The sequence below is a fragment of the Mycobacterium sp. MS1601 genome (assembly GCF_001984215.1).
In the GTDB taxonomy this organism is placed as follows: domain Bacteria; phylum Actinomycetota; class Actinomycetes; order Mycobacteriales; family Mycobacteriaceae; genus Mycobacterium.
In genome coordinates this window covers 3,506,286-3,526,113 of sequence record NZ_CP019420.1, presented here as the reverse complement: position 1 = coordinate 3,526,113, position 19,828 = coordinate 3,506,286, and the positions used below count along the sequence as shown (strand labels likewise).

Below are 19,828 nucleotides of genomic sequence, written 5' to 3'. Positions count from 1 at the left end.
GTGCCAGACGACGGCCTACTCGTCCTGCAGGTGCGGATCCGCCTCGAGATGGGTCAGGCCGTTCCACATCAGGTTCACCAGATGCGCGGCCACCACTTCCTTCTTGGGCTCGCGCGTGTCCAGCCACCATTGCGCGGTCATGGAGACCGACCCCACCAGCGCCTGCGCGTACAGCGGCGCGAGTTCGGGGTCCAGGCCGCGGCGGGAGAAGTCGCCGGCCAGGATCGAGGCCACCTGCGACACCGCATCGTTGAGCAGCGACGAGTACGTGCCCGAGCTGATGGAGGCCGGCGAGTCGCGGATCATGATCCGGAAGCCGTCGGTGCGCTCTTCGACGTAGGTCAGCAGCGCCAGCGTCACCATCTCCACGCGCACCCGGGAGCGATTGTTGGTCAGCGACGAGGTGATGCCGTCGAGCAATGCCGACATCTCCCGGTCCACCACCACGGCGTAGAGACCCTCTTTGCCACCGAAATGCTCATAGACCACGGGTTTGGACACGTTGGCCCGCTGCGCGATCTCCTCGATGGAGGTGGCGTCGTAGCCACGCTCGGCGAACAGTGTGCGCGCGATTTCGATCAACTGATGCCGTCGCTCGCTGCCGGTCATCCGGGCCCGCGGGGCGCGCACCTCTTTGTCAGGGGCTGCCACGGCCATCAGCGTATAGACTCCGTGCCGCGATAGTCCGTCGTGGTGTAATCGGCAGCACCTCTGATTTTGGTTCAGATAGTTCAGGTTCGAGTCCTGGCGACGGAGCAAGCGAGCGAGGGACGAGCGAGTCCTTGCGACTATCAGCACGGAGCTTCATGACAAATCAAGCCGAAACCGCTGTGATCGTGCTGGCTGCAGGCGCCGGTACGCGTATGCGTTCAGACATCCCCAAGATGCTGCACCCGCTGGCCGGGCGCAGCATGCTGTCCCACGTCATCCACGCGGTGGCCAAGGTGTCCCCGCAGCATCTGGTGACCGTGCTCGGCCACAGTCGTGAGGTCATCACCCCGGCGGTGGACGAGCTGGCAGCGCAACTGGGCCGCACCGTCACCGTCGCGATCCAGGACAAACAGCTGGGCACCGGTCATGCCGTGCTGTGCGGGCTCACCGCGCTGCCCGACGGTTTCGACGGCACCGTCGTGGTGACCACCAGCGACATCCCACTGCTGGACTCCGACACCCTGGCCGGCCTGATCGACACACACACGGCGGAGCTGCCCTCCGGCAGGGCAGCCGCCACCGTCTTGACGACGACGCTGCCCGACCCCACGGGTTACGGTCGGGTGCTGCGCACCCAAGACGGTGAAGTGATCGCCATCGTCGAACAGGCCGACGCCTCCCCCAGCCAGCAGGCCATCTGCGAGGTCAATGCCGGGGTCTACGCCTTCGACGCCACGGCCCTGCGCTCGGCGCTGGATCGGCTGCGCTCCGACAACGCCCAGCATGAGCTGTACCTCACCGACGCCATCTCGATCCTGCGCGGCGACGGGCAGATCGTGCACGCCAAACACGTCGACGACAGCATGCTCGTCGCCGGGGTGAACGACCGCGTGCAGCTGGCCGCCGTGGGCGCCGAACTGAACCGTCGCATCGTGGCGGCCCACCAACTGGGCGGGGTCACGGTCGTCGACCCGGCCAGCACCTGGATCGACGTCGAGGTCACCATCGGCCAGGACACCGTGGTGCAGCCGGGAACCCAGCTGCTGGGCGCCACCTCGATCGGCACGCACTGCACCGTCGGGCCGGACACCACCTTGGAAGACGTCTCCGTGGGCGACCACGCGTCCGTCGTACGCACGCATGGCAGCTCCTCGACGATCGGTGTGGGTGCCACCGTCGGGCCGTTCACCTACCTGCGTCCGGGCAGCCACCTGGGCGCCGACGGCAAGCTGGGCGCCTTCGTCGAAACCAAGAACGCCACCATCGGCACCGGCACCAAGGTCCCGCACCTGACCTACGTCGGCGACGCCGACATCGGCGAGCACAGCAACATCGGCGCTTCCAGCGTGTTCGTCAACTACGACGGGCAGACCAAGCGGCGCACCACCGTCGGTTCACACGTGCGCACCGGGTCAGACACCATGTTCGTCGCCCCGGTGACCGTTGGCGACGGCGCCTACACCGGCGCCGGCACCGTCCTGCGCGAGGATGTCCCGCCCGGTGCGCTGGCGGTGTCAGCCGGCCCGCAGCGCAACATCGAAGGCTGGGTGCAGCGCAAGCGACCGGACTCCGCGTCGGCCCGAGCAGCCAAGGCCGCCCAGAAAGATCCCGAAGGAGACACCTGACGTTGGCAATCCGGTAACCCGGCATCGAAGGCGCAGAAACGCTACGTACGATTGGCGCGTATTGATCCCCAACCGGCGAGGGCAACAGTGAGCCACGACTGGACCGACAACCGCAAAAGCCTGATGCTCTTCTCAGGCCGAGCACATCCCGAGCTTGCTGATCAGGTCGCCAAGGAACTCGACGTTCCGGTCACCGCGATGACGGCCCGCGACTTCGCCAACGGCGAGATCTTCGTCCGCTTCGACGAATCCGTCCGAGGCAGCGACGCATTCGTGCTGCAGAGCAATCCGGCGCCGCTGAACTCGTGGCTGATGGAACAGCTGCTGATGATCGACGCGCTCAAGCGCGGCAGCGCCAAGCGGATCACCGCGATCGTGCCGTTCTACCCCTACGCCCGCCAGGACAAGAAGCACCGCGGGCGCGAACCCATCTCGGCGCGCCTGGTCGCCGACCTGCTCAAGACCGCAGGCGCCGACCGCATCGTCACCGTGGACCTGCACACCGACCAGATCCAGGGCTTTTTCGACGGCCCCGTGGACCACATGCGCGCGCAGAAGCTGCTCATCGGCTACATCGCCGAGAAGTACGCCGCCCACGACATGGTGGTGGTGTCCCCCGACTCCGGCCGGGTGCGCGTCGCGGAGAAGTGGGCCGACGCCCTTGGCGGTGTTCCGCTGGCCTTCATCCACAAGACCCGTGACCCGCTGGTGCCCAACCAGGTGAAGTCGAACCGGGTGGTCGGCGACGTGCGGGGCAAGACCTGCATCCTGACCGACGACATGATCGACACCGGCGGCACCATTGCCGGCGCGGTCAAGCTGCTGCGTGAGGACGGCGCCACCGACGTCATCATCGCCGCCACCCACGGTGTGCTGTCCGACCCGGCACCGCAGCGCCTGGCCGACTGCGGCGCCCGCGAGGTTGTCGTCACCAACACCCTGCCCATCGGCGAAGACAAGCAGTTCCCGGCGCTGACCGTGCTGTCCATCGCCCCGCTGCTGGCCGACACCATCCGCCAGGTGTTCGACAACGGGTCGGTGACCAGTCTGTTCGACGGCTCGGCGTAGATGAGCACCATCTACCACAACCCTCGTTGCAGCACGTCGCGCAAGACACTGGATCTGTTGCGCGAGTCCGGAATCGAACCGACGGTGGTGCAGTACCTGAAGACACCGCCTTCGCGGACCGAGCTGGCTGCGCTGATCGCCGACGCCGGGATCGACGTGCGCACCGCGGTACGCAAACGCGAATCCCTGTATGCCGAGCTGGGTCTGGCCGACGCCTCCGATGACGAACTGCTGGATGCCATGGCCGAGCATCCCATCCTGATCGAGCGGCCGTTCGTCGTCACCGCCAAGGGGACCCGGCTGGCCCGCCCGATCGACGCGGTGCGCGAGATTCTGTGAAAGTCGGCGTGGCCGCGCTGGCCGCGGCGCTGCTGGTCAGCGCCTGCGGCGCGGAAACGCCTGATTACCAATCGATCTGGACCGACAGTCCCACCGTGTCCACCCCGACGCCGAAGACCTCCACCGAGGAGCCGACGCCGTTCTACGAGTACCTGGAAGCCCTGGGCGTCACCGGGGAACCCCTGCCCGTCGACGGCCTGGGGGATGTGACGGTGACCCTGCCGGTGCCCGACGGGTGGGCGAGCGCAGACGACCCGGACCTGCGCGACGTGCGGTTGATCCGACCCGTCGACTCCACGGCGCACTACCCCAACGCGATGGTGATGGCCTTCAAACTGTGGGGCGGGTTCGACGTCGCCGAGGCCATCAAGCACGCCAATGCCGATGCCACCATGTCGAAGAACTTCACCAAGCTCGGCGAGTCATTCGACGACTTCGGCGGCTTCCCGTCGGCGATGATCGAGGGCAGCTACGACGCCCCCGACGGGCAGCGGGTGCACACCTACAACAGGGTGGTGATCCCGGTGACCGCGAACTTCGACCGCTATCTGATTCAGTTCACCGCCAGCACGCTGGCCAATCAAGCCGTCGCACAATCCGATCCGATCGAAGAGGTCATCAAGGGTTTCACCGTGACAGTTCGTCGTTAACCTGTCAGGCATGACCTCATGGACTGCCGCAGATCTGCCGTCGTTCGCCGGACGCACCGTCATCGTCACCGGAGCCAACAGCGGCCTCGGTGAGGTCACCGCAGGCGAACTGGCCCGGGTCGGGGCCAACGTGATCCTGGCCGTCCGCAACACCACCAAAGGTGAGACGGCCGCCGCCGCGATGACGGGTGACGTCGAGGTGCGGGCACTGGATCTGCAGTCACTGGCGTCGGTGCGGGCCTTCGCCGACGGTGTCGAGGCAGTGGATGTGCTGATCAACAACGCGGGCATCATGGCGGTGCCCTACGCCGAGACGGCCGACGGATTCGAGAGCCAGATCGGCACCAACCACCTGGGGCACTTTGCCCTCACCAATCTGCTGCTGCCCAAGCTCACCGACCGGGTGGTCACGGTGTCGTCGATGATGCACCTGATCGGCCGGGTGCACGTCGACGATCTCAACTACCGATCCCGGCCGTACTTCGCCTGGCCCGCCTACGGGCAGTCCAAGCTGGCCAACCTGCTGTTCACCAGCGAATTGCAGCGCAAGCTCGACCGCGCGGGGTCCTCGCTGAGGGCGGTGGCCGCGCACCCCGGGTACTCGGCCACCAACCTGCAGGGCCAGACGGGTAACAAGATCGGCACCCCGGTGTGGCTGGCCGCCAACAAGCTGCTGGCCACCGACGCTTCCTTCGGCGCCCGCCAGACGCTGTTCGCTGCGTCGCAGGCGGTGCCGGGCGACAGTTTCATCGGACCGCGGTTCGGCAGTCGCGGGCCCTCCCAGCCGGTCGGCCGCAGCCCGCTGGCCCGCAACACCCGCACCGCCGCGGCGCTGTGGGAGCTGTCCGAGCAGCTCACCGGCACCCGGTTCCCACTCTGACGATTTCTCTTCTCCCGTGGTGGTGCGTTAACCTTGCCGGGCGTCACGGCGAGGGTGGATGGTGTCCACCGTTATCGACGGAGACCCGCAAGTACTGCGGATTCTTCTGCTCTCGCTGTGCCTACTTTTCACACAAGCACAGGAGCAGTCTCATGGCCAAAGGCCCCGTTTCCAACAAACTGACCGTGTCGGTCCGCACCGAGACCGGCAAGGGCGCGTCCCGCCGGGCCCGCCGCGAAGGCCGGGTCCCCGCGGTCCTCTACGGCCACGGCACCGACCCCCAGCACCTGCTGCTGCCGTCGCAGGAGCTGGCTGCCGTGCTGCGCCACTCCGGCACCAACGCCATCCTGGTGCTCGACGTCGAAGGCACCGAGCAGCTGGCGCTCACCAAGTCGCTGGAGATCCACCCCATCCGCCGCAACATCCAGCACGCCGACCTGCTGGTGGTCCGCAAGGGCGAGAAGGTGACCGTCGAGGTCACCGTCACCATCGAAGGTGACGCCGCCCCCGGCACCCTGGTGACCCAGGATGCCAGCACCATCGAGATCGAAGCCGAGGCGCTGTCCATCCCCGAAGGCTTCACGGTGTCCGTCGAGGGCGTCGAGGCCGGCACCCAGATCACCGCTGCCCAGATCGAACTGCCCGCGGGTGTGTCGCTGATCTCGGATCCCGAGACCCTGGTGGTCAACATCGTGGAGGCTCCCACCGAGGAGGACCTGGACGCCGAAGGTAGCGGCGAGGCCGAAGGCGGAGCAGCCGAGACTCCGGCCCAGGACGCTTCCGCCGAAGCAGAGTCCGAGTAGTCACACCTCGACATGGCCGAACCGATGCTCGTGGTCGGCCTGGGCAATCCCGGGCCGGACTACGCCAAGACCCGGCACAACATCGGGTTCATGGTCGTCGACGTCCTGGCCGACAGGCTGGGCGAGAAGTTCAAGGTGCACAAACGCTCTGGCGCCGAGGTGGCCACCGGCCGCCTCGGCGGCAAGGCCGTGATCCTGGCCAAGCCGCGGGTCTACATGAACGAATCCGGCCGACAGGTCGGGCCGCTGGCCAGTTTCTACTCCGTGGCCCCCGCTGATGTGGTGATCGTGCACGACGAGCTCGACATCGACTTCGGCCGGATCCGGCTGAAGTTCGGCGGCGGTGCCGCCGGGCACAACGGGCTGCGGTCGGTGTCCTCAGCGTTGGGCACAGGAGATTTTCATCGGGTCAGGGTGGGCATCGGACGGCCTCCCGGTAACAAGTCCGGCGCGGCTTTTGTACTGGAGCCGTTCAACTCCCGCGAGCGCCCCGAACTCGGCGTGATCTGTGAGCAGGCCGCCGATGCCGCGGAGTTGTTGGTGCAGTTGGGCATCGAGCCCGCCCAGAACCAGGTACACGCCTGGACCTGAGTGCCTCCACCACTCCCCGAGCGGGTGGGTCAGCCCCGGCGGGGGCCCCGGATCCCGCTGTCGACGACCTTGACGGGCTTGTGCGGAAAGCGTTTCTGGGCGTGCGCCTGGGCCGCTGAGCCGGGCAGCACGTACAGCGTTTCCGCCTTGTCCTGCAACGGTTTCAGCACCAGATCCATGAAGCCCTTACGGTCCTCGAGATACGGTTCGATGACCTCTTCTCCGGCCGGGCAGACAGCCAGACAGTACGCCGCTTTGTAGTTCGCTTTGAACGACAGGCTCTGCCACATCGACGCGTTCTCCGAATCCGTGACGCGCTCGCGGAAATCCCGTGCGTCAGCGCTGTCTGCGATGGTTTGCGCCCAGTCGGTGAAACCGCCCATGAACTCACGGTAGTTGTGCACCGAGCACGCCATGAAATCGAACTCACCGTTCTTGCCGATGGCACCGACAGGACACGCCGCGACACACAGCTTGCACTCCAGGCAGGGTGAATAGTCAAGCGGCACAGAGTAATTGCTGATCTCTGCATCCACCATGACGGTGGCCAACAGAATGAAGTTGCCGAACCGCGGGTGGATGACGTTGCGGTGGATACCCATCACCCCCATCCCCGCCGCCACGGCGACGGGCTTGTGAGCCACCACCCAGATACGGCCCGGGTACCGGTCCATCTCCATGGGGAACGTGGCCGACGGATTGAGCGCGCGGTGGCCGGCGTCCTGCAGTGCGCGGGTGATGCGGTGCGCCGCCCCGTTGATGATCTCGCCGGTCCGGTGGAATTCCTGGTTGGCCACACTGCGAGCAGTCGAGCGCACGTTGTCGCGGTTCATCTTCACCACCAGCGAGAGATAGCTCCTGGCGCCAGGCAGCGCGGCCTCGACATGGTGCGACTCCGAGGCCAGCGCCGGGTCAGCAACACTGGCGAAGCCCACGTCATCGGCACCCGCATCGAGACAGACTTGGCGCAGCCAGTCGGCGTCGATGACACCGGGCTTCGCCCTGTTGCGCGCCAGCACCGCGCGCACCGTCGGATGGTCGGCGATGCGGGGCGAGATCTTTCCTGCCATAGGCTGAGTATAGACATATATACCTAGCTGTCCAGAGCCGCCCTGAACTGGCCGCATATGGACTTCCTATGGAGTCCTGGGCGCCGCGCCCGCCCGCCGATAGCGTTGATGTCAACCGGCCCACCACCTAGCTGAGGACCACTGATGACACACCTGCAGTCCGTCGTGACACCCGCCGCCCACTCACGAGAACACCAGCGCCGGTTCACCTTTCCGGTATCCGACGGCGAGGCGGGCATCGAGACCGCGCAGCCGTTGGCCCAGCGGGCAATCACAGCGATCACCGAACTGGTGCAGCAGCATCACCGGAGCTTCTCGCAGTCCGATACCGACTCCCTGCTGCGCACGATCAGCCGGCGCGACGGGGGCAGCTTCGAGTTCCCTCCGGAAGCAGAGCGGCTTTTCGGCCTGTTCGACGCAGTGTCCGCCGCCACCGGCGGAGCCGGCGCTCCGATGATGGCATCGCCGGACGGCGCGCACAGCCCCTCATGGGTCTGCGACGTCGCGCATTCCGGAACCACGCTGACCACCCGCAGGGCACTGTCCATCGATGTCGGTGCCGCCGGGACAGGCCACTTGGTGGACCTGGTCACCGAACTACTCCACCGTCTCGGAGCAGACGATTTTGTGATCAACACGACCAACGGGATACGGCACAGCGGGTCGGTTCCGCTGCCCATCGCACTGCGACATCCCGATGACCCCAGCCTGGCAGTGGGCGTCGCCACGGTCACCGACCAGGCCCTGTGCGCGACGGCCGCCGAATCAGACGGCTCCGTGTGCGCCACCTGGGTGGTGGCCGCCGAGGCCGCCACCGCCAATGCCATTGGAAAGGAGCTGTTCTCCACACCGCCGTCGCGACTGGCCCGGTACTTTCGATTCTCCTACATCAGGCTGTTTCACGACGGCCACGCCGAGATCTCGCGCACCTTCCCCGGTGCGCTGTTCACCAAATAGGTGAAAACCGACAGCTGGTAATCAAACCCGGCGGAGGGTCTGCACACCCGTCCGCTCTCTCAACCACAAGGAGTAAACCATGAAGCGTCACCTCTACGCCACCCTGTCCTTCGCCGCCGTTATTCCTGCAGCAATCGGCTTGGCCGGCAATGCATTTGCCGCTCCCAGCGGGTCGTCGGCAACCACAACCATTCAGGAGCTGCGCAGTCAGGGTTACAACGTGCAGATCAACGGATCACGCAACGGACCCCTCTCGCAGTGCTCCGTCAACGCCGTCCGCCCACTGTCCAATGATGCACTGCGCACCGTCTATGTCGACCTGAGCTGCCCGCACGTCTACATCGACGACTGAGCTCAGTCCGACGTCCGCTTGGCATACGCGCGCAAAGCAAACGGGGCCACCACGGCCGTAATGGCCAGCGACCACAAGATGGTCGCCAGTACCGGATGATGCAGTGGCAGTTGGGCATCCACCGGTGCTGGCGGCCCGTTGCCCCAGAGCTCGCGCATGGCCTGCGCCAGCGACGACACGGGGTTCCATTCGGCGATGACGCGCAGCCAGTGCGGCATGGGTTCGGTGGGCACAAAAGTGTTGGCCAGGAACGTCACCGGGAACAGCACGGTGAACATGACACCGTTGACCGCCTCCACCGACCTCAGCAGCGAGCCGACCAGGATGCCGAACCAGATCATCCCGAAGCCGAACACCAGCACCAGCGCGAAGGCCAGGACCGCTTCGGCGACGCTGTTGCGGATACGCCAGCCGATGGCCAGTCCGGTGAACGCCATCACCACGATGCCGATGGAGGAATGGATCAGGCTGGCGATGCTGCGGCCGATGAGCACCGACGACCGGGAGATGGGCAGTGACCGGAAGCGGTCGATGATGCCCTTCTCCACGTCGGCGGTGATACCGGAGGCCACCACGAACGCGGAGAACACGATGGTCTGCGCCTGGATCCCGGGCAGCAGGAACTCACGGTAGGAGGCTCCCCCGGTGTTGGTGATGGACGCCCCGAAAACGAACGCGAACAACAGCACGAACATGATGGGCTGCGCGGTGACGTCAGACAACATCTCCGGCATGCGCTTGGTGTGGATCAGGTTGCGCTTCACCATGACCCAGGACTGATAGGCCAGCGACGTCGCCCTGATCTGCGGGCGGGTGGTCATACGCGCACCTCCTCGGCCGTACTGGTGCGACCGGTCAACGACAGGAACACGTCATCCAGGCTGGGGCGGGTGAGACCGATGTCGTCGACCTCGATCGCGCTCTCCTGCAGCCAGCCGGCCACCCGGGTCATGGCCTCCAGTCCCTCGGCGGAGGCGGTGAGCCGGCGCGCACCGACATCGACGTGGACCTCGGCTCCGGTTCTGGCGATCAGCGACCGGGCGATCTCCAGATCTGCGGCGTGCGACACGGTGACCACCAGGCTGGCGTTGCCCGCCTGCTGTTTGAGCTGCAGCGGGGTGCCCTGCGCGATGATGCGCCCGCGATCGACCACCACGATCTCGTCAGCCAGCTGGTCGGCCTCCTCCAGGTACTGCGTGGTGAGCAGCAAGGTGGTGCCGTCGGCGACCAGTTGACGCAGCACCTCCCACAGCTCGCTGCGCGACCGCGGGTCCAGGCCGGTGGTCGGCTCATCGAGGAAGAGCACCGGAGGAGCCGCGATGAGGCTGACAGCGAGATCCAGCCGGCGCCGCATACCGCCGGAGTAGCCCTTGACCACGCGGTCGGCGGAATCGGCGATGGAGAACTGGTGCAGCAGCTGATCCCCGAGCCGGTCGAGCTCCTTGCGCCGCAGCCCGTACAGGCTGCCGATCATCCGGATGTTCTCCCGCCCGGTGAGCAACTCGTCCACCGTGGCGGCCTGGCCCGTCAACCCCATGTTGCGGCGCACTTGCTCGGGCTCACGGAGGACATCGAAACCGGCGACCCTGGCAGTCCCGGAGGTGGGCACCGTCAAGGTGGTCATCATCCGGACGGTGGTGGTCTTACCGGCACCGTTGGGACCGAGCAGCCCCAGGACGGTGCCCTGCGGGACGGTGAAGCTGATCCCGTCCACGGCGGTGAAAGCATCGAATTTCTTGACCAGATCGATGGCCTCGATGGCGGCGTCGGGCATGCTGTCGACGGTAGCCGGTGCCACCGACAGGTCTCCAAGAATTTTCGCCCCGCCGGGCTCACCGCAGTTGCGCCGCCAGCCAGTCGGCGGTCCGCTGCCGATGCCACGGCGCGACGTTGGCGCACCCGTGGTTGCCGTCCTCCAACATCAGCAGCTCCACGGGGCCGGATACCGCATCGCGCAGCTTCACCGCCTGCTCCCAGGGGATGAGACGGTCCTTGCGACCGAACACGATGAGCAGCGGGGCCACCACATCGGCAGCCACCTCGTCCATGCCCAGGGTCAGGGCGACGTCGCGGGCCTCGGCGTCGGTGGACGTGCCCGACCGCACCCGGAAGGTGTCGCGGGTCAGCTGCGGCAGACCCTCCCAGACCGAGCCGAAGTTGAACGGGCCACCCAGTGCCACACAGGCCGACACCCGGTCACCGAGCGCCGCGGCGACCCGGGGCGCGTAGTAACCGCCCAGGCTGACACCCCAGACCGCCAACCGGGACTCGTCGAGCTCCGGCGCCTCCGACACCGTGCGCCAGATCAACTCCGCGACCGCCGACCAGTCGCCGCGGATGGGGAAGTCGTACTCCGACTCCCCCTGCCCGGGGCCGTCGAGTGCCAGCGTGGCCATGCCGCGGTCGAGAAACCCCTGCTCGGTGGAGCGCAGTTCTTCCTTGGCCGAGTCGAGCCCGGGCAGCATCACCACCACTGGGTGCGGGCCCGACCCGTCCGGAACCCGCAGGATGCCGACCAGCCGGCTGTGCTCGAAGGGCAGCTCGAGCCGACGGCCAGGTGGGTCCAGGTACGGCAGCGCGGCGTCGAGGCAGTCGACCGCCCGCTGATGTGCGGCCTTCATCTCGTCGACGTCGACGACGAACACGAACTTCGCGAAGTGGTGATAGACCGCGGCCTGCGCCAGGTGCTCACCCGCCGAGGTCAGTCGGCCCTCCGCCAGCGCGGTACGCCCGAGTTCCTCGTGCTCAGCACCTGCGGCCACCCACGACGCACACCATTGCGGCCAGGTCTGCACCCGCGCGGTCACCCGCTCGAAATCGGCGACGGTGACACCGTTGACCGTGAACCGCGGACCCCAGTGGGCAATCGCCGAGGCGACCAGTTCATCCTGGGCCATCTTTCCTCATCTCCTCAGTTATGTTGCACAACAACATGTTTGACCGATAGCAGTACAGTGCACTACGTTTCGCTGATGACCGGAGCGCACCCACTCGACGTCCTGGCCGGCCCCAGCCGGCCCACGTTCTCGGCCGACGAGATGAGCCGTCGCACCGAGGTTCTCGATGCCGCTCTGGCGGCGGCGGGGGTGCGGCACTGTGTGCTCTACGGGGCCAACCGGTCCGGTAGTGCGGTGCAGTGGCTGACAGGCTGGCCGGTCACCCGGGAAGCAGTGGTGGTGCACACCATCGGCGAACCCGACACGCTGCTGGTGCACTTTTTCAACCACGTACCCCAGGCCCGCGCTCTGGCGCCGGCCGCCGACGTACGCTGGGCCGGGTCCACCACCGCGTCGCTGCTCGACGAGCTGCGCCGCCGCGGCGCCGTCGGCGGCGAGGTGGCGGTGGTGGGCGCCGTCCCGTTCGGGATGCACACCGCCCTGCGCGAAAACATCGGCGGCCTTGCAGATCTCAACGGCTCCTACACCAGGATGCGGCTGTGCAAGTCGGCGGAGGAGTTGGCGTGGTTGCGCGCTGCGGCGCACCTGACCGATCTGTCCTGCGCGGCGCTGCGGGACGGAACCCATGCAGGCAGCACCGAATACGAGCTCGGCGCGTTGGTCGAGGACAGCTACCTCGCCCACGGTGGCACCAACTACATCCACTATTTCGCGCTCACCGCCATGGCCGAGCCCGCACAATGTGTGCCGTCGCAGTGGCCCAGCGGCCGGGTGGTCAACCGTGGTGATGTGCTGGCCTGCGAATTGAGCACCGCGGTGGGCCTGGACTACCCGGGACAATTGTTGCGCACCTTCACCGTCGCCGAGCCACCCACACCCCTGGTCACCGAACTGCACCAGGTGGCCGACGCGGCGTTGAGCCGGATCGAGGCCATGCTGGCCCCGGGAGTGCTGCCCGAACAGATCGTGGCGGCGGCCGATGTGATCGAAGACGCCGGCTTCACCACCGTCGACGACCTGGTGCACGGTCTGGGCGGCGGCTACCTGCCGCCGGTGTTCGGTTCGCGCAGCCGCACTCTGGAAGCGCTGCCGACGCTGCCGCTGGCCGAGGGCATGACGATCGTGGTGCAGCCGAACGTCACCACCCCCGACGGCCGGATCGGGGTGCAGACCGGTGAGCTCTTCGAGATCACCGCCACCGGATGTGCCCGGCTGCACCAGTTCCCGCGCGGGCTGGGCCGCATCGATGGCTGACCGCACTATTCGGCGGTGCGGACGATCCACGGTGCCAGCCGGGTCTCGACGCTCTTGAGCGCCGTGTAGAGAACGAAACCGGTGATCATCAGGAGCACCACCGGTACCAGCGACTCGGCCATGTTGAACCGGCGTGAGTTCACCAGGATCAGAAAGCCCAGACCGGTCACCGCAGTGGAGAATTCGGCCACCACCACCGCGATCAGGGAACGTCCGACCGCAAGCCGGATACCGGTGACGATGAACGGCAGTGCCCCGGGGATCAGGATGTCGCGCCAGGCCTGCAGCTCGGTCGAGCAGAACGACCGGGCCAGTTCGTCCAGATCGCGGGGCACACCCCGGACGCCGGCCGCGGTGTTGATGGTCACCGGGAAGAAGGCGAACATCGCGACGATCACCACCTTCGCGAAGAAGCCGAAGCCCAACGCCACCACCAGAATCGGGATGACGGCCACCAGTGGCGTCGCGAAAAGCGCCGAGATGTAGGGATCCAGCATGACGTCCATCGACCGGAACCGGCCCACCAGTATGCCGACCAGCAGGCCGAACGCAGTGCCCAGGGCCATCCCCACCACGAACACCGATGCGCTCTGCCAGATCGCGGTGGTGAGCTCACCGTCGCGGGCCATCTCGACGCCCGCTTCCAGCACCGCGATGGGTCCCACGATCAACGGGCTGTCCGCGAACGCGGCGTAGAGCTCCCACGCCACGGGCACGATCAGCAGACCCAGGAACCAGATCAGCCGCTGCGCGCTCACCCGTGCGGGGCGGCGCGCTTTCGGCGCGGCGGGCGCGGGGGTGGGCATGGGGAGTGCGGCACCTACGGTGTGGGTCATGACGCTCCTTGCCACGGCGAGAGTCGGCGCTGCGCGCCTTTGAGCAGGGTGGCTATCAGGGTCCCGGTTGCCGCGAGCACCAGCACCGGTCCCAGCGCACCGGCGATGTCGAAGCGGTTGGAGTACAGGATGATCAGGTACCCGAAGCCGCTGGCGCCGGCGTAGAAGTCGGCGAGAACGGCGCCCACCAGAGCATGGATCAGACCGATCCGCAGGCCGGTCATGATGGCGGGGAGCGCGCCGGGGATCAGGACGTCGCGCCAGACCGTCCACTCGGGCGCGCAGAACGACCGGGTGAGCTCCAGCAGGTCGGGGTCGACGGTGCGCACCCCCGACGCGGTGTTGATGATCACCGGTAGGACGGTGAACAGGAAGACGATCAGGATCTTCGAGGTGTTGTTGAAGCCGAGGATCACCAGGATGAAGGGGATCAGCGCGACCAGCGGGGTGGTGTAGAAGATGTTGATGGGCGCCTCGGTCAGCCAGTAAAGCCACCGGACCCGCCCGATGAGCAGGCCGACCGGCACACCGAGGCCCACTCCGAGGGCGGCACCGACGGCGATGATGTACGCCGTGGGCTGGGCGTACTGCAGGAACTCGCCGTCCAGGACCGACTGCCACAGCCGCTGGGCGATGACGTGCGGTTCGGCCAGGAACAGATCACCGGTGGTGATGGCGACGACGTACCACAGCGCCAGCACGAAGATGGCAAAACCGATGCGCAGCTGCCAGATTCGGCTTCTGCTCAACGTGCCGTCAGTCACCACTGACTCCGTGTAGAGAACCGGCCTTCAGTTCTTCCTGCCGCAGCAGCGACCACATCCGCGCCCGCAGTTCGGCGAACACCGGGTCCACCCGGATGGTGGCGGCATTGCGCGGACGCTCGAACGGGATGGTGATGTCCTCGACGATCCGGCCCGGGTTGGCCTGCATCACCACCACCCGGTCCGACAACACGATCGCCTCGTCGATGGAGTGGGTGACGAAGATGACCGTCTTGCGGTCGGCCGACCAGATGCGCAGCAGTTCCTCCTGCATGAGCTCGCGGGTCTGGGCGTCGAGCGCACCGAAAGGCTCGTCCATCAAGAGGATTTCGGGCCGGATGGCCAGGGCGCGGGCCAGACCGACACGTTGCTGCATGCCGCCGGAGAGTTGGTAGGGGTACTTCTTCTCGCGCCCCTGCAGCCCCACCATGTCGACATATTGCTGCGCCGCTTCCCGTGCCTTCGACTTGCTGTGGCCGCGCAGTCGCAGGCCGTAGCCGACATTGTCCTGGACCGTGCGCCAAGGCAGCAGCCGAAAGTTCTGGAACACCAACGTCATGTCAGGGCGTGGCTTGGAGTTCTGCTCACCGCTGATGAAGACAGCGCCACCGGTGGCCTGCTCGATGCCGGCCACGATGCGCAGCAGCGTGGTCTTGCCGCAGCCGCTGGGCCCCAGGATGGAGACGAATTCGTATTCGTCGACGTGCAGGTTGATGTTGTCGAAGACACTCAGCGGCCCGAAGTGCTTCGAGAGGTCCTTGATGTCGACATTCGCCACGACGGCGCCTTTCGATGTTCGGTGATGGTGCGGCGCCGGTGACGGCCGTGATCTGTTGGCCGCCAACGGCACCGTGAGGCGAAGGTCAGGACTTCTCTTCGTAGAGCGCGAGTGCGTCGTCGTAGATCGTGGTGTCGACCAACTGCTCGTAGGTCGGCTTGATGTCCTCGGTGATGTTGCCCAGCTTCACCTGCTGATCGGCGGTGAAATCCACCATTTCCTGGGAATAGCCGTTGTCATCGGGGAACAGTTCGTCGGCGATGAAGGTGTCGTAGGTCTGCGAGAGGATCTCGCGGTCCAGACCGGTGACCTCCTCGGCGGTGTCGAGGACGGCCTCCTTGTTCGCGGTGTCGGTCATGAACCGGTTGGCGGCGATGTTGGCGGCGGTGAACGCCACGATGGCGTCGCGACGTTCCTGCAGAATCGACTCCGGTGCGGCGAATCCGGCGTAGTGCCAATCGGGCACGACGTCCCACAGATTCACCACGGATTTCAGACCGGCATCCGGGAACTGTTCCATGACGCCCTGGGCCTCGTCGATGTGCAGCACACCCGAGGACGACTGACCCTGCGCCATGGCCTGGCCCTCGGCACCGGGGAAGTTGCCATAGGTGACGTCTTCCTGCGTCAACCCACACGAGGTGTAGTACATCTTGGTCAGCACCTCGGCGAAGCCGCCCACCTCGTCCACACCGACGACCTTGCCCCGCAGGTCCTCACACCCGTTGACGTCCGCAGTGGTGACCATCTGCACGTCGAGTTTGTCGGAGTAGGTGTAAAAGGCCTTGGCCGAGCCGCCTTGAGCGACGGCATTGATCAGCGTGGGGGTGGGAACCGCCGCGATGTCGGCGGAGCCCGCTTCCGCGCCACGCAGTGCGGTCACGCCGGTGTCGAGGCTGACGAGCTCGACGTCGACCCCGAACTGGTCGTAGAAGCCCTGGTCCTGAGCGACCCAGGGCATGACGTGTACGAAGTTGGGTGGGATCACGGGCATGGAGACGATCAGTTTCTCCCGCTCACCACCGCCGCCGCCTTCGCTGGATGGGCCGGCGGCGTCGCCGCCCCCGCCACAAGCCGCCGTGAACAGCAGTGCCCCGCACGCGGCAGCCGTTGTCACTGCCCGGCGCACGCCCGCCTTTCGATCTGTCGATGCTGAAGTCACGAGAAATCCTCCGCCCGTGCACAATTGCGCGCCGCGCCCCGCTGCGCCGGTCGTCACAATCGATTGCAAACCTAGCTAAGCAATCCGGCCGTATCCATGTCAACGATTTCTGCGAACTTCCTGTGATGAGAATCACGAGCGGCCTATTGTTCCAGCTAGAAGCGGCACTTTCCCGTCGTTTAGCTGCTCAACGAGGAGCCTCCATGCCAGAGCAACCCGTGCAATCGAGTGCAACAAGGCACAGGCAATCTGTTGTCGGTCCGCCGCGGCGACACGTGTTCTGCGACGCGGCTCTCTAAGCTGACATCCGTGTCGACCCCGACCTTGCGTGACGTGGCTGTGGCGGCGGGTGTGCATGCCGCCACAGCATCCCGGGCACTGAACCCGGCCACGCGCGGTCTGGTCAACAACGAGACGGCGCGCCGGGTGATCCGGGCAGCCGAGTCGTTGGGCTACCGACCCAACCCCATCGCCCGCGGCCTCAAGACGGCCAAGTCGGGCACCATCGGGGTTCTCATCCCTGATCTCACCAATCCGCTGTTCCCGCCGATCCTGCGCGGCATCGAGCGCACCCTCGAGGCGGCGGGCTACAGCGCACTCGTCGTCAACACCGACAACGACCAGGCACGCGAACAAGGTTTGGTCGACTCTCTGCTGTCGCGGCAGGTGGAGGGCTTGATCGTCGCGACGGCCCGGATCGAACACCCCCTGCTGATCCAGCTGCACCAGCAGGGCGTCGTGATGGTGATGGTCAACCGCCGCCCCGATGGGGTCGACGCCCCTGCGGTGGCACCCGACGACCCGGCCGGGGTGTATCTGGCGGTGCAGCACCTGACCGCGCTGGGCCATCGCCGGATCGCACACCTGGGCGGGCCCGAGACCACGTCGACGGGTGTGGCACGTGCCCGCGCCTTCCGGGCCGCCATCCGTGACCACGGCGCCGACGAGGACCCTGCCCTGACCGCCACGTGTGCGAGTTGGAGCGAGGAGGCCGGCGCCGAGACCTTGCGCGGGCTGCTCGACGCGGGCACCGATTTCACCGCCATCGTCGCGGGCAACGACCTGATCGCCCTTGGCTGCTACGACGTGTTCGCCGAGCGCGGCATCTGCTGTCCCGACCAGATCAGTGTCGTCGGCTTCAACGACATGCCATTCCTGGACAAGCTGCGGCCCCCGCTGACCACCATCGGAATTCCCAACCAGGACATCGGCGCCGAGGCGGCACGCATGCTGCTCGAACTGCTCGCCCAACCACACCGCCCGCCGCTGTCCGTACAGTTCCCGCTGAAACTCGTGGTGCGCGGGTCGACGGCGCCACCGCCGTCACATCAGGCGGCGTTGTCGGCGCCAGGGGCGTCGGCGTAGCGGCCCGGCGACATCCACGAAGCGATAGCACCCAGCACCATCATCACCGCGGCCGCCGAGAACACCACCACCAGGCCGGTGTGGAACGGTTCGGTGATGAGCTCGGGGAAGAATGTCTTACCCGTCAGCACATCGGCATTCACTCCCGGCTGCTGCAGCGCATGTGACGGCTCGAGCAGTTCGGCAATCGGGTTGTAACCCAGGAATGCCGCGAACAGACTGCCCACCGGCGGCAGGCCGGCCACGTCCTGGGCGACGTCGGCAGACACTCCCTGAGCCTGCAATCCGGTGCTGAGCGCCGACGGCAGTGTGTTGGCCAGACCGACGATCATCAGCGAGAAGAAGATGCCGATCGACAGAGACGAGCCGGCGTTGAAGAACGTGGCGCGCACACCGGAGGCCGAACCACGCTGCGATGCGGGCACACTCGACATGATGGCCGCGGTGTTGGGCGCGGTGAAGATGCCGCCGCCCAGCCCGTTGAGGAACACGATCAGAGCGAACAGCCAGTAGTCGAAGTTCACCGGGATGAGCAGCAGGGCAACAAATGTCACTGCCATGAGGACCATGCCGCCGACGGTGAACGGTCGCGCACCAAAGCGGTCCGACAGCGATCCGGCGATGGGGCCGGCCACCAGGAAGCCGACCGTGATCGGCAGCAGATAGATACCCGCCCACAACGGCGTCGATTCAAAGCTGTACCCGTGCAAAGGAAGCCAGATGCCCTGCAGCCAGATGATGAGCATGAACTGCAGTCCGCCGCGGCCCACCGAAGACAGCAGTCCGGCCAAGTTGCCCATCCCGAACGAGGCCGACCGGAACAGTCGCATATCGACCATCGGTGCGGCGACCTTGAGCTCGACGACGCAGAACACCACCAACAGCGCCAGGCCCAGCGCGATGGAACCGAGCACCATCGGATTGGTCCACCCGGTGCTGGAGTCACCGTAGGGCTGGATGCCGTAGGTGATGCCCAGCAGCAGGACGGTCAGCCCGATGCCGAAGGTCAACGTGCCCGCCCAGTCCAGCTTGCCGGGAGTGCGGGAGCCGAGTTCCTTGAGTGAACGCAGACTCCAGACGGTGCCGGCCAGACCGATCGGCACTCCTACCCAGAAGATCGCCTGCCAGTGCCATTCGGACAGGAAGCCGCCGATCAGCAGGCCCAGGAACGAGCCGGCCACCGCCGAGACCATGTTGACGCCCAGCGCCATCCCCCGCTGGTTGGCGGGAAAGGCGTCGGTCAGGATGGCCGACGAGGACGACATCAGCATGGCACCACCGACACCCTGGACCACGCGCCAGGCGATCAGCCACACCGCCCCGCCGCCCATCTGGAAGGGGTCGAAGGACAGCGCGACGGCGGCCACGGTGAACACGACGAAGCCGAGGTTGTAGATGCGGACCCGACCCAGCATGTCCCCCAGCCGGCCGAACGGGACTACCAGCACGGCGGTGACCACCAAATATCCCATCAGCATCCACAGCAGGTAGCTGACGTTGCCGGGGGCCAGGGGGTTGAGCCCGATACCGCGGAAGATCGCCGGCAGGGAGATCAACACGATAGAGGCGTTGATGGTGGCCAACAGCGTGCCCAACGTGGTGTTGGACAAGACGATCCACTTGTAGCGGGGGTGGTCGTGATCCATCCGGATCCGGCGGCGCGCGGTGTCGTTGAGGCTGGTGTCAGTCGTGAGCTCGGCAGTCATCTTCTTCGTTTCGTATCTGAGTCGGCCAGCAGCCCACCACGGTGTGCGCCACAACTTGTATATGTTAGCTATGTAAATCA

21 protein-coding genes and 1 tRNA gene are annotated in these 19,828 nt (G+C 66.4%); 12 read left to right on the top strand and 10 right to left on the bottom strand.

Annotated features, from left to right (window positions below; all coding sequences use genetic code 11):
- Positions 1-15 precede the first annotated feature (15 nt).
- Positions 16-609, bottom strand: a complete 594-nt coding sequence (locus BVC93_RS17170; RefSeq protein WP_192860394.1) for a TetR/AcrR family transcriptional regulator — start codon at positions 607-609, stop codon at positions 16-18.
- Positions 610-684: 75 nt separating this feature from the next.
- Here BVC93_RS17170 and BVC93_RS17165 point away from each other — a divergent pair.
- The 8 genes from BVC93_RS17165 to pth all read left to right on the top strand — a co-directional run bounded on the left by BVC93_RS17165 (position 685) and on the right by pth (position 6,607).
- Positions 685-756, top strand: a tRNA-Gln gene (locus tag BVC93_RS17165).
- Between the two features lie 50 nt (positions 757-806).
- A complete protein-coding gene (glmU, locus tag BVC93_RS17160; RefSeq protein WP_083738525.1) occupies positions 807-2,276 on the top strand; it encodes a bifunctional UDP-N-acetylglucosamine diphosphorylase/glucosamine-1-phosphate N-acetyltransferase GlmU in 1,470 nt (489 codons plus the stop codon).
- A gap of 87 nt (positions 2,277-2,363) precedes the next feature.
- The gene (locus BVC93_RS17155; RefSeq protein WP_083738524.1) at positions 2,364-3,344 is read left to right on the top strand and encodes a ribose-phosphate diphosphokinase; all 981 of its coding nucleotides are present in this window, start codon (positions 2,364-2,366) and stop codon (positions 3,342-3,344) included.
- On the top strand, positions 3,345-3,683 hold the full coding sequence (arsC, locus tag BVC93_RS17150) for an arsenate reductase (glutaredoxin) (RefSeq protein ID WP_083738523.1): 339 nt from the start codon (positions 3,345-3,347) through the stop codon (positions 3,681-3,683).
- The gene (locus BVC93_RS17145) at positions 3,680-4,333 is read left to right on the top strand and encodes an LpqN/LpqT family lipoprotein (RefSeq protein ID WP_083738522.1); all 654 of its coding nucleotides are present in this window, start codon (positions 3,680-3,682) and stop codon (positions 4,331-4,333) included. Before arsC ends, BVC93_RS17145 begins: the two co-directional genes overlap by 4 nt.
- Before the next feature lie 10 nt (positions 4,334-4,343).
- A complete protein-coding gene (locus BVC93_RS17140) occupies positions 4,344-5,213 on the top strand; it encodes an oxidoreductase (protein ID WP_083738521.1) in 870 nt (289 codons plus the stop codon).
- Positions 5,214-5,365: 152 nt separating this feature from the next.
- Positions 5,366-6,016, top strand: coding sequence for a 50S ribosomal protein L25/general stress protein Ctc (locus tag BVC93_RS17135; RefSeq protein ID WP_083738520.1), 651 nt, complete (start codon positions 5,366-5,368; stop codon positions 6,014-6,016).
- A 12-nt stretch (positions 6,017-6,028) separates the two neighbouring features.
- Positions 6,029-6,607 carry an aminoacyl-tRNA hydrolase gene (gene pth, locus BVC93_RS17130; protein ID WP_083738519.1) on the top strand — a complete coding sequence of 193 codons (579 nt, stop codon included), beginning with the start codon at positions 6,029-6,031 and terminating at the stop codon, positions 6,605-6,607.
- Between the two features lie 29 nt (positions 6,608-6,636).
- Here the strand turns inward: pth and BVC93_RS17125 are convergent, their stop codons facing one another.
- Positions 6,637-7,677: a 4Fe-4S binding protein gene (locus BVC93_RS17125; protein WP_083738518.1), complete on the bottom strand. Its 1,041-nt coding sequence runs from the start codon at positions 7,675-7,677 to the stop codon at positions 6,637-6,639.
- A 144-nt stretch (positions 7,678-7,821) separates the two neighbouring features.
- Here BVC93_RS17125 and BVC93_RS17120 point away from each other — a divergent pair, with 144 nt between their 5' ends.
- Both BVC93_RS17120 and BVC93_RS17115 read left to right on the top strand, forming a co-directional pair.
- Entirely contained in the window at positions 7,822-8,634 is an 813-nt protein-coding gene (locus tag BVC93_RS17120; protein ID WP_083738517.1) for an FAD:protein FMN transferase, read from the top strand.
- A gap of 79 nt (positions 8,635-8,713) precedes the next feature.
- Positions 8,714-8,986 carry a hypothetical protein gene (locus BVC93_RS17115; protein WP_083738516.1) on the top strand — a complete coding sequence of 91 codons (273 nt, stop codon included), beginning with the start codon at positions 8,714-8,716 and terminating at the stop codon, positions 8,984-8,986.
- Between the two features lie 2 nt (positions 8,987-8,988).
- Here BVC93_RS17115 and BVC93_RS17110 read toward each other — a convergent pair whose 3' ends face one another.
- Genes BVC93_RS17110 through BVC93_RS17100 form a run of 3 tightly spaced genes read right to left on the bottom strand, consistent with a single transcriptional unit; the run spans position 8,989 to position 11,883 of the window.
- Positions 8,989-9,807, bottom strand: a complete 819-nt coding sequence (locus BVC93_RS17110) for an ABC transporter permease (RefSeq protein WP_083738515.1) — start codon at positions 9,805-9,807, stop codon at positions 8,989-8,991.
- On the bottom strand, positions 9,804-10,760 hold the full coding sequence (locus BVC93_RS17105; protein ID WP_083738514.1) for an ATP-binding cassette domain-containing protein: 957 nt from the start codon (positions 10,758-10,760) through the stop codon (positions 9,804-9,806). The genes BVC93_RS17110 and BVC93_RS17105 overlap by 4 nt, the downstream gene beginning before the upstream one ends.
- 58 nt (positions 10,761-10,818) lie before the next feature.
- The gene (locus tag BVC93_RS17100) at positions 10,819-11,883 is read right to left on the bottom strand and encodes an alpha/beta hydrolase family protein (RefSeq protein ID WP_083738513.1); all 1,065 of its coding nucleotides are present in this window, start codon (positions 11,881-11,883) and stop codon (positions 10,819-10,821) included.
- A 75-nt stretch (positions 11,884-11,958) separates the two neighbouring features.
- Between BVC93_RS17100 and BVC93_RS17095 the strand changes: the two genes are divergently transcribed.
- Positions 11,959-13,137 carry a M24 family metallopeptidase gene (locus tag BVC93_RS17095; protein ID WP_157516965.1) on the top strand — a complete coding sequence of 393 codons (1,179 nt, stop codon included), beginning with the start codon at positions 11,959-11,961 and terminating at the stop codon, positions 13,135-13,137.
- Positions 13,138-13,142: 5 nt separating this feature from the next.
- Here the strand turns inward: BVC93_RS17095 and BVC93_RS17090 are convergent, their stop codons facing one another.
- The 4 genes from BVC93_RS17090 to BVC93_RS17075 form a co-directional block, all read right to left on the bottom strand.
- On the bottom strand, positions 13,143-13,973 hold the full coding sequence (locus tag BVC93_RS17090; RefSeq protein WP_083738511.1) for an ABC transporter permease: 831 nt from the start codon (positions 13,971-13,973) through the stop codon (positions 13,143-13,145).
- Positions 13,970-14,737, bottom strand: a complete 768-nt coding sequence (locus BVC93_RS17085) for an ABC transporter permease (RefSeq protein ID WP_192860018.1) — start codon at positions 14,735-14,737, stop codon at positions 13,970-13,972. Before BVC93_RS17085 ends, BVC93_RS17090 begins: the two co-directional genes overlap by 4 nt.
- The gene (locus BVC93_RS17080) at positions 14,730-15,515 is read right to left on the bottom strand and encodes an ABC transporter ATP-binding protein (protein WP_083741113.1); all 786 of its coding nucleotides are present in this window, start codon (positions 15,513-15,515) and stop codon (positions 14,730-14,732) included. The genes BVC93_RS17085 and BVC93_RS17080 overlap by 8 nt, the downstream gene beginning before the upstream one ends.
- An 85-nt stretch (positions 15,516-15,600) precedes the next feature.
- Positions 15,601-16,677, bottom strand: a complete 1,077-nt coding sequence (locus tag BVC93_RS17075) for an ABC transporter substrate-binding protein (protein WP_157516964.1) — start codon at positions 16,675-16,677, stop codon at positions 15,601-15,603.
- A gap of 309 nt (positions 16,678-16,986) precedes the next feature.
- Here BVC93_RS17075 and BVC93_RS17070 point away from each other — a divergent pair, with 309 nt between their 5' ends.
- The gene (locus tag BVC93_RS17070; RefSeq protein ID WP_083738508.1) at positions 16,987-18,042 is read left to right on the top strand and encodes a LacI family DNA-binding transcriptional regulator; all 1,056 of its coding nucleotides are present in this window, start codon (positions 16,987-16,989) and stop codon (positions 18,040-18,042) included.
- On the opposite strand, the gene BVC93_RS17065 is transcribed toward BVC93_RS17070, so the two are convergent.
- Complete coding sequence (locus BVC93_RS17065; protein ID WP_083738507.1) at positions 18,006-19,748, bottom strand: MFS transporter; 1,743 nt, start codon at positions 19,746-19,748, stop codon at positions 18,006-18,008. The two genes, BVC93_RS17070 and BVC93_RS17065, sit on opposite strands and share 37 nt — an antisense overlap.
- Positions 19,749-19,828 lie beyond the last annotated feature (80 nt).

Bases quoted from the DNA above. Each gene is read 5' to 3' on its own strand.
- BVC93_RS17105 (WP_083738514.1), bottom strand. From the start codon at position 10,760: ATGCCCGACGCCGCCATCGAGGCCATCGATCTGGTCAAGAAATTCGAT.
- BVC93_RS17170 (WP_192860394.1), bottom strand. From the start codon at position 609: ATGACCGGCAGCGAGCGACGGCATCAGTTGATCGAAATCGCGCGCACA.
- pth (WP_083738519.1), top strand. From the start codon at position 6,029: ATGGCCGAACCGATGCTCGTGGTCGGCCTGGGCAATCCCGGGCCGGAC.
- BVC93_RS17115 (WP_083738516.1), top strand. From the start codon at position 8,714: ATGAAGCGTCACCTCTACGCCACCCTGTCCTTCGCCGCCGTTATTCCT.
- BVC93_RS17125 (WP_083738518.1), bottom strand. From the start codon at position 7,677: ATGGCAGGAAAGATCTCGCCCCGCATCGCCGACCATCCGACGGTGCGC.
- BVC93_RS17140 (WP_083738521.1), top strand. From the start codon at position 4,344: ATGACCTCATGGACTGCCGCAGATCTGCCGTCGTTCGCCGGACGCACC.
- BVC93_RS17120 (WP_083738517.1), top strand. From the start codon at position 7,822: ATGACACACCTGCAGTCCGTCGTGACACCCGCCGCCCACTCACGAGAA.
- BVC93_RS17135 (WP_083738520.1), top strand. From the start codon at position 5,366: ATGGCCAAAGGCCCCGTTTCCAACAAACTGACCGTGTCGGTCCGCACC.
- BVC93_RS17100 (WP_083738513.1), bottom strand. From the start codon at position 11,883: ATGGCCCAGGATGAACTGGTCGCCTCGGCGATTGCCCACTGGGGTCCG.
- glmU (WP_083738525.1), top strand. From the start codon at position 807: ATGACAAATCAAGCCGAAACCGCTGTGATCGTGCTGGCTGCAGGCGCC.
- BVC93_RS17090 (WP_083738511.1), bottom strand. From the start codon at position 13,973: ATGACCCACACCGTAGGTGCCGCACTCCCCATGCCCACCCCCGCGCCC.
- BVC93_RS17110 (WP_083738515.1), bottom strand. From the start codon at position 9,807: ATGACCACCCGCCCGCAGATCAGGGCGACGTCGCTGGCCTATCAGTCC.
- BVC93_RS17095 (WP_157516965.1), top strand. From the start codon at position 11,959: ATGACCGGAGCGCACCCACTCGACGTCCTGGCCGGCCCCAGCCGGCCC.
- BVC93_RS17065 (WP_083738507.1), bottom strand. From the start codon at position 19,748: ATGACTGCCGAGCTCACGACTGACACCAGCCTCAACGACACCGCGCGC.
- arsC (WP_083738523.1), top strand. From the start codon at position 3,345: ATGAGCACCATCTACCACAACCCTCGTTGCAGCACGTCGCGCAAGACA.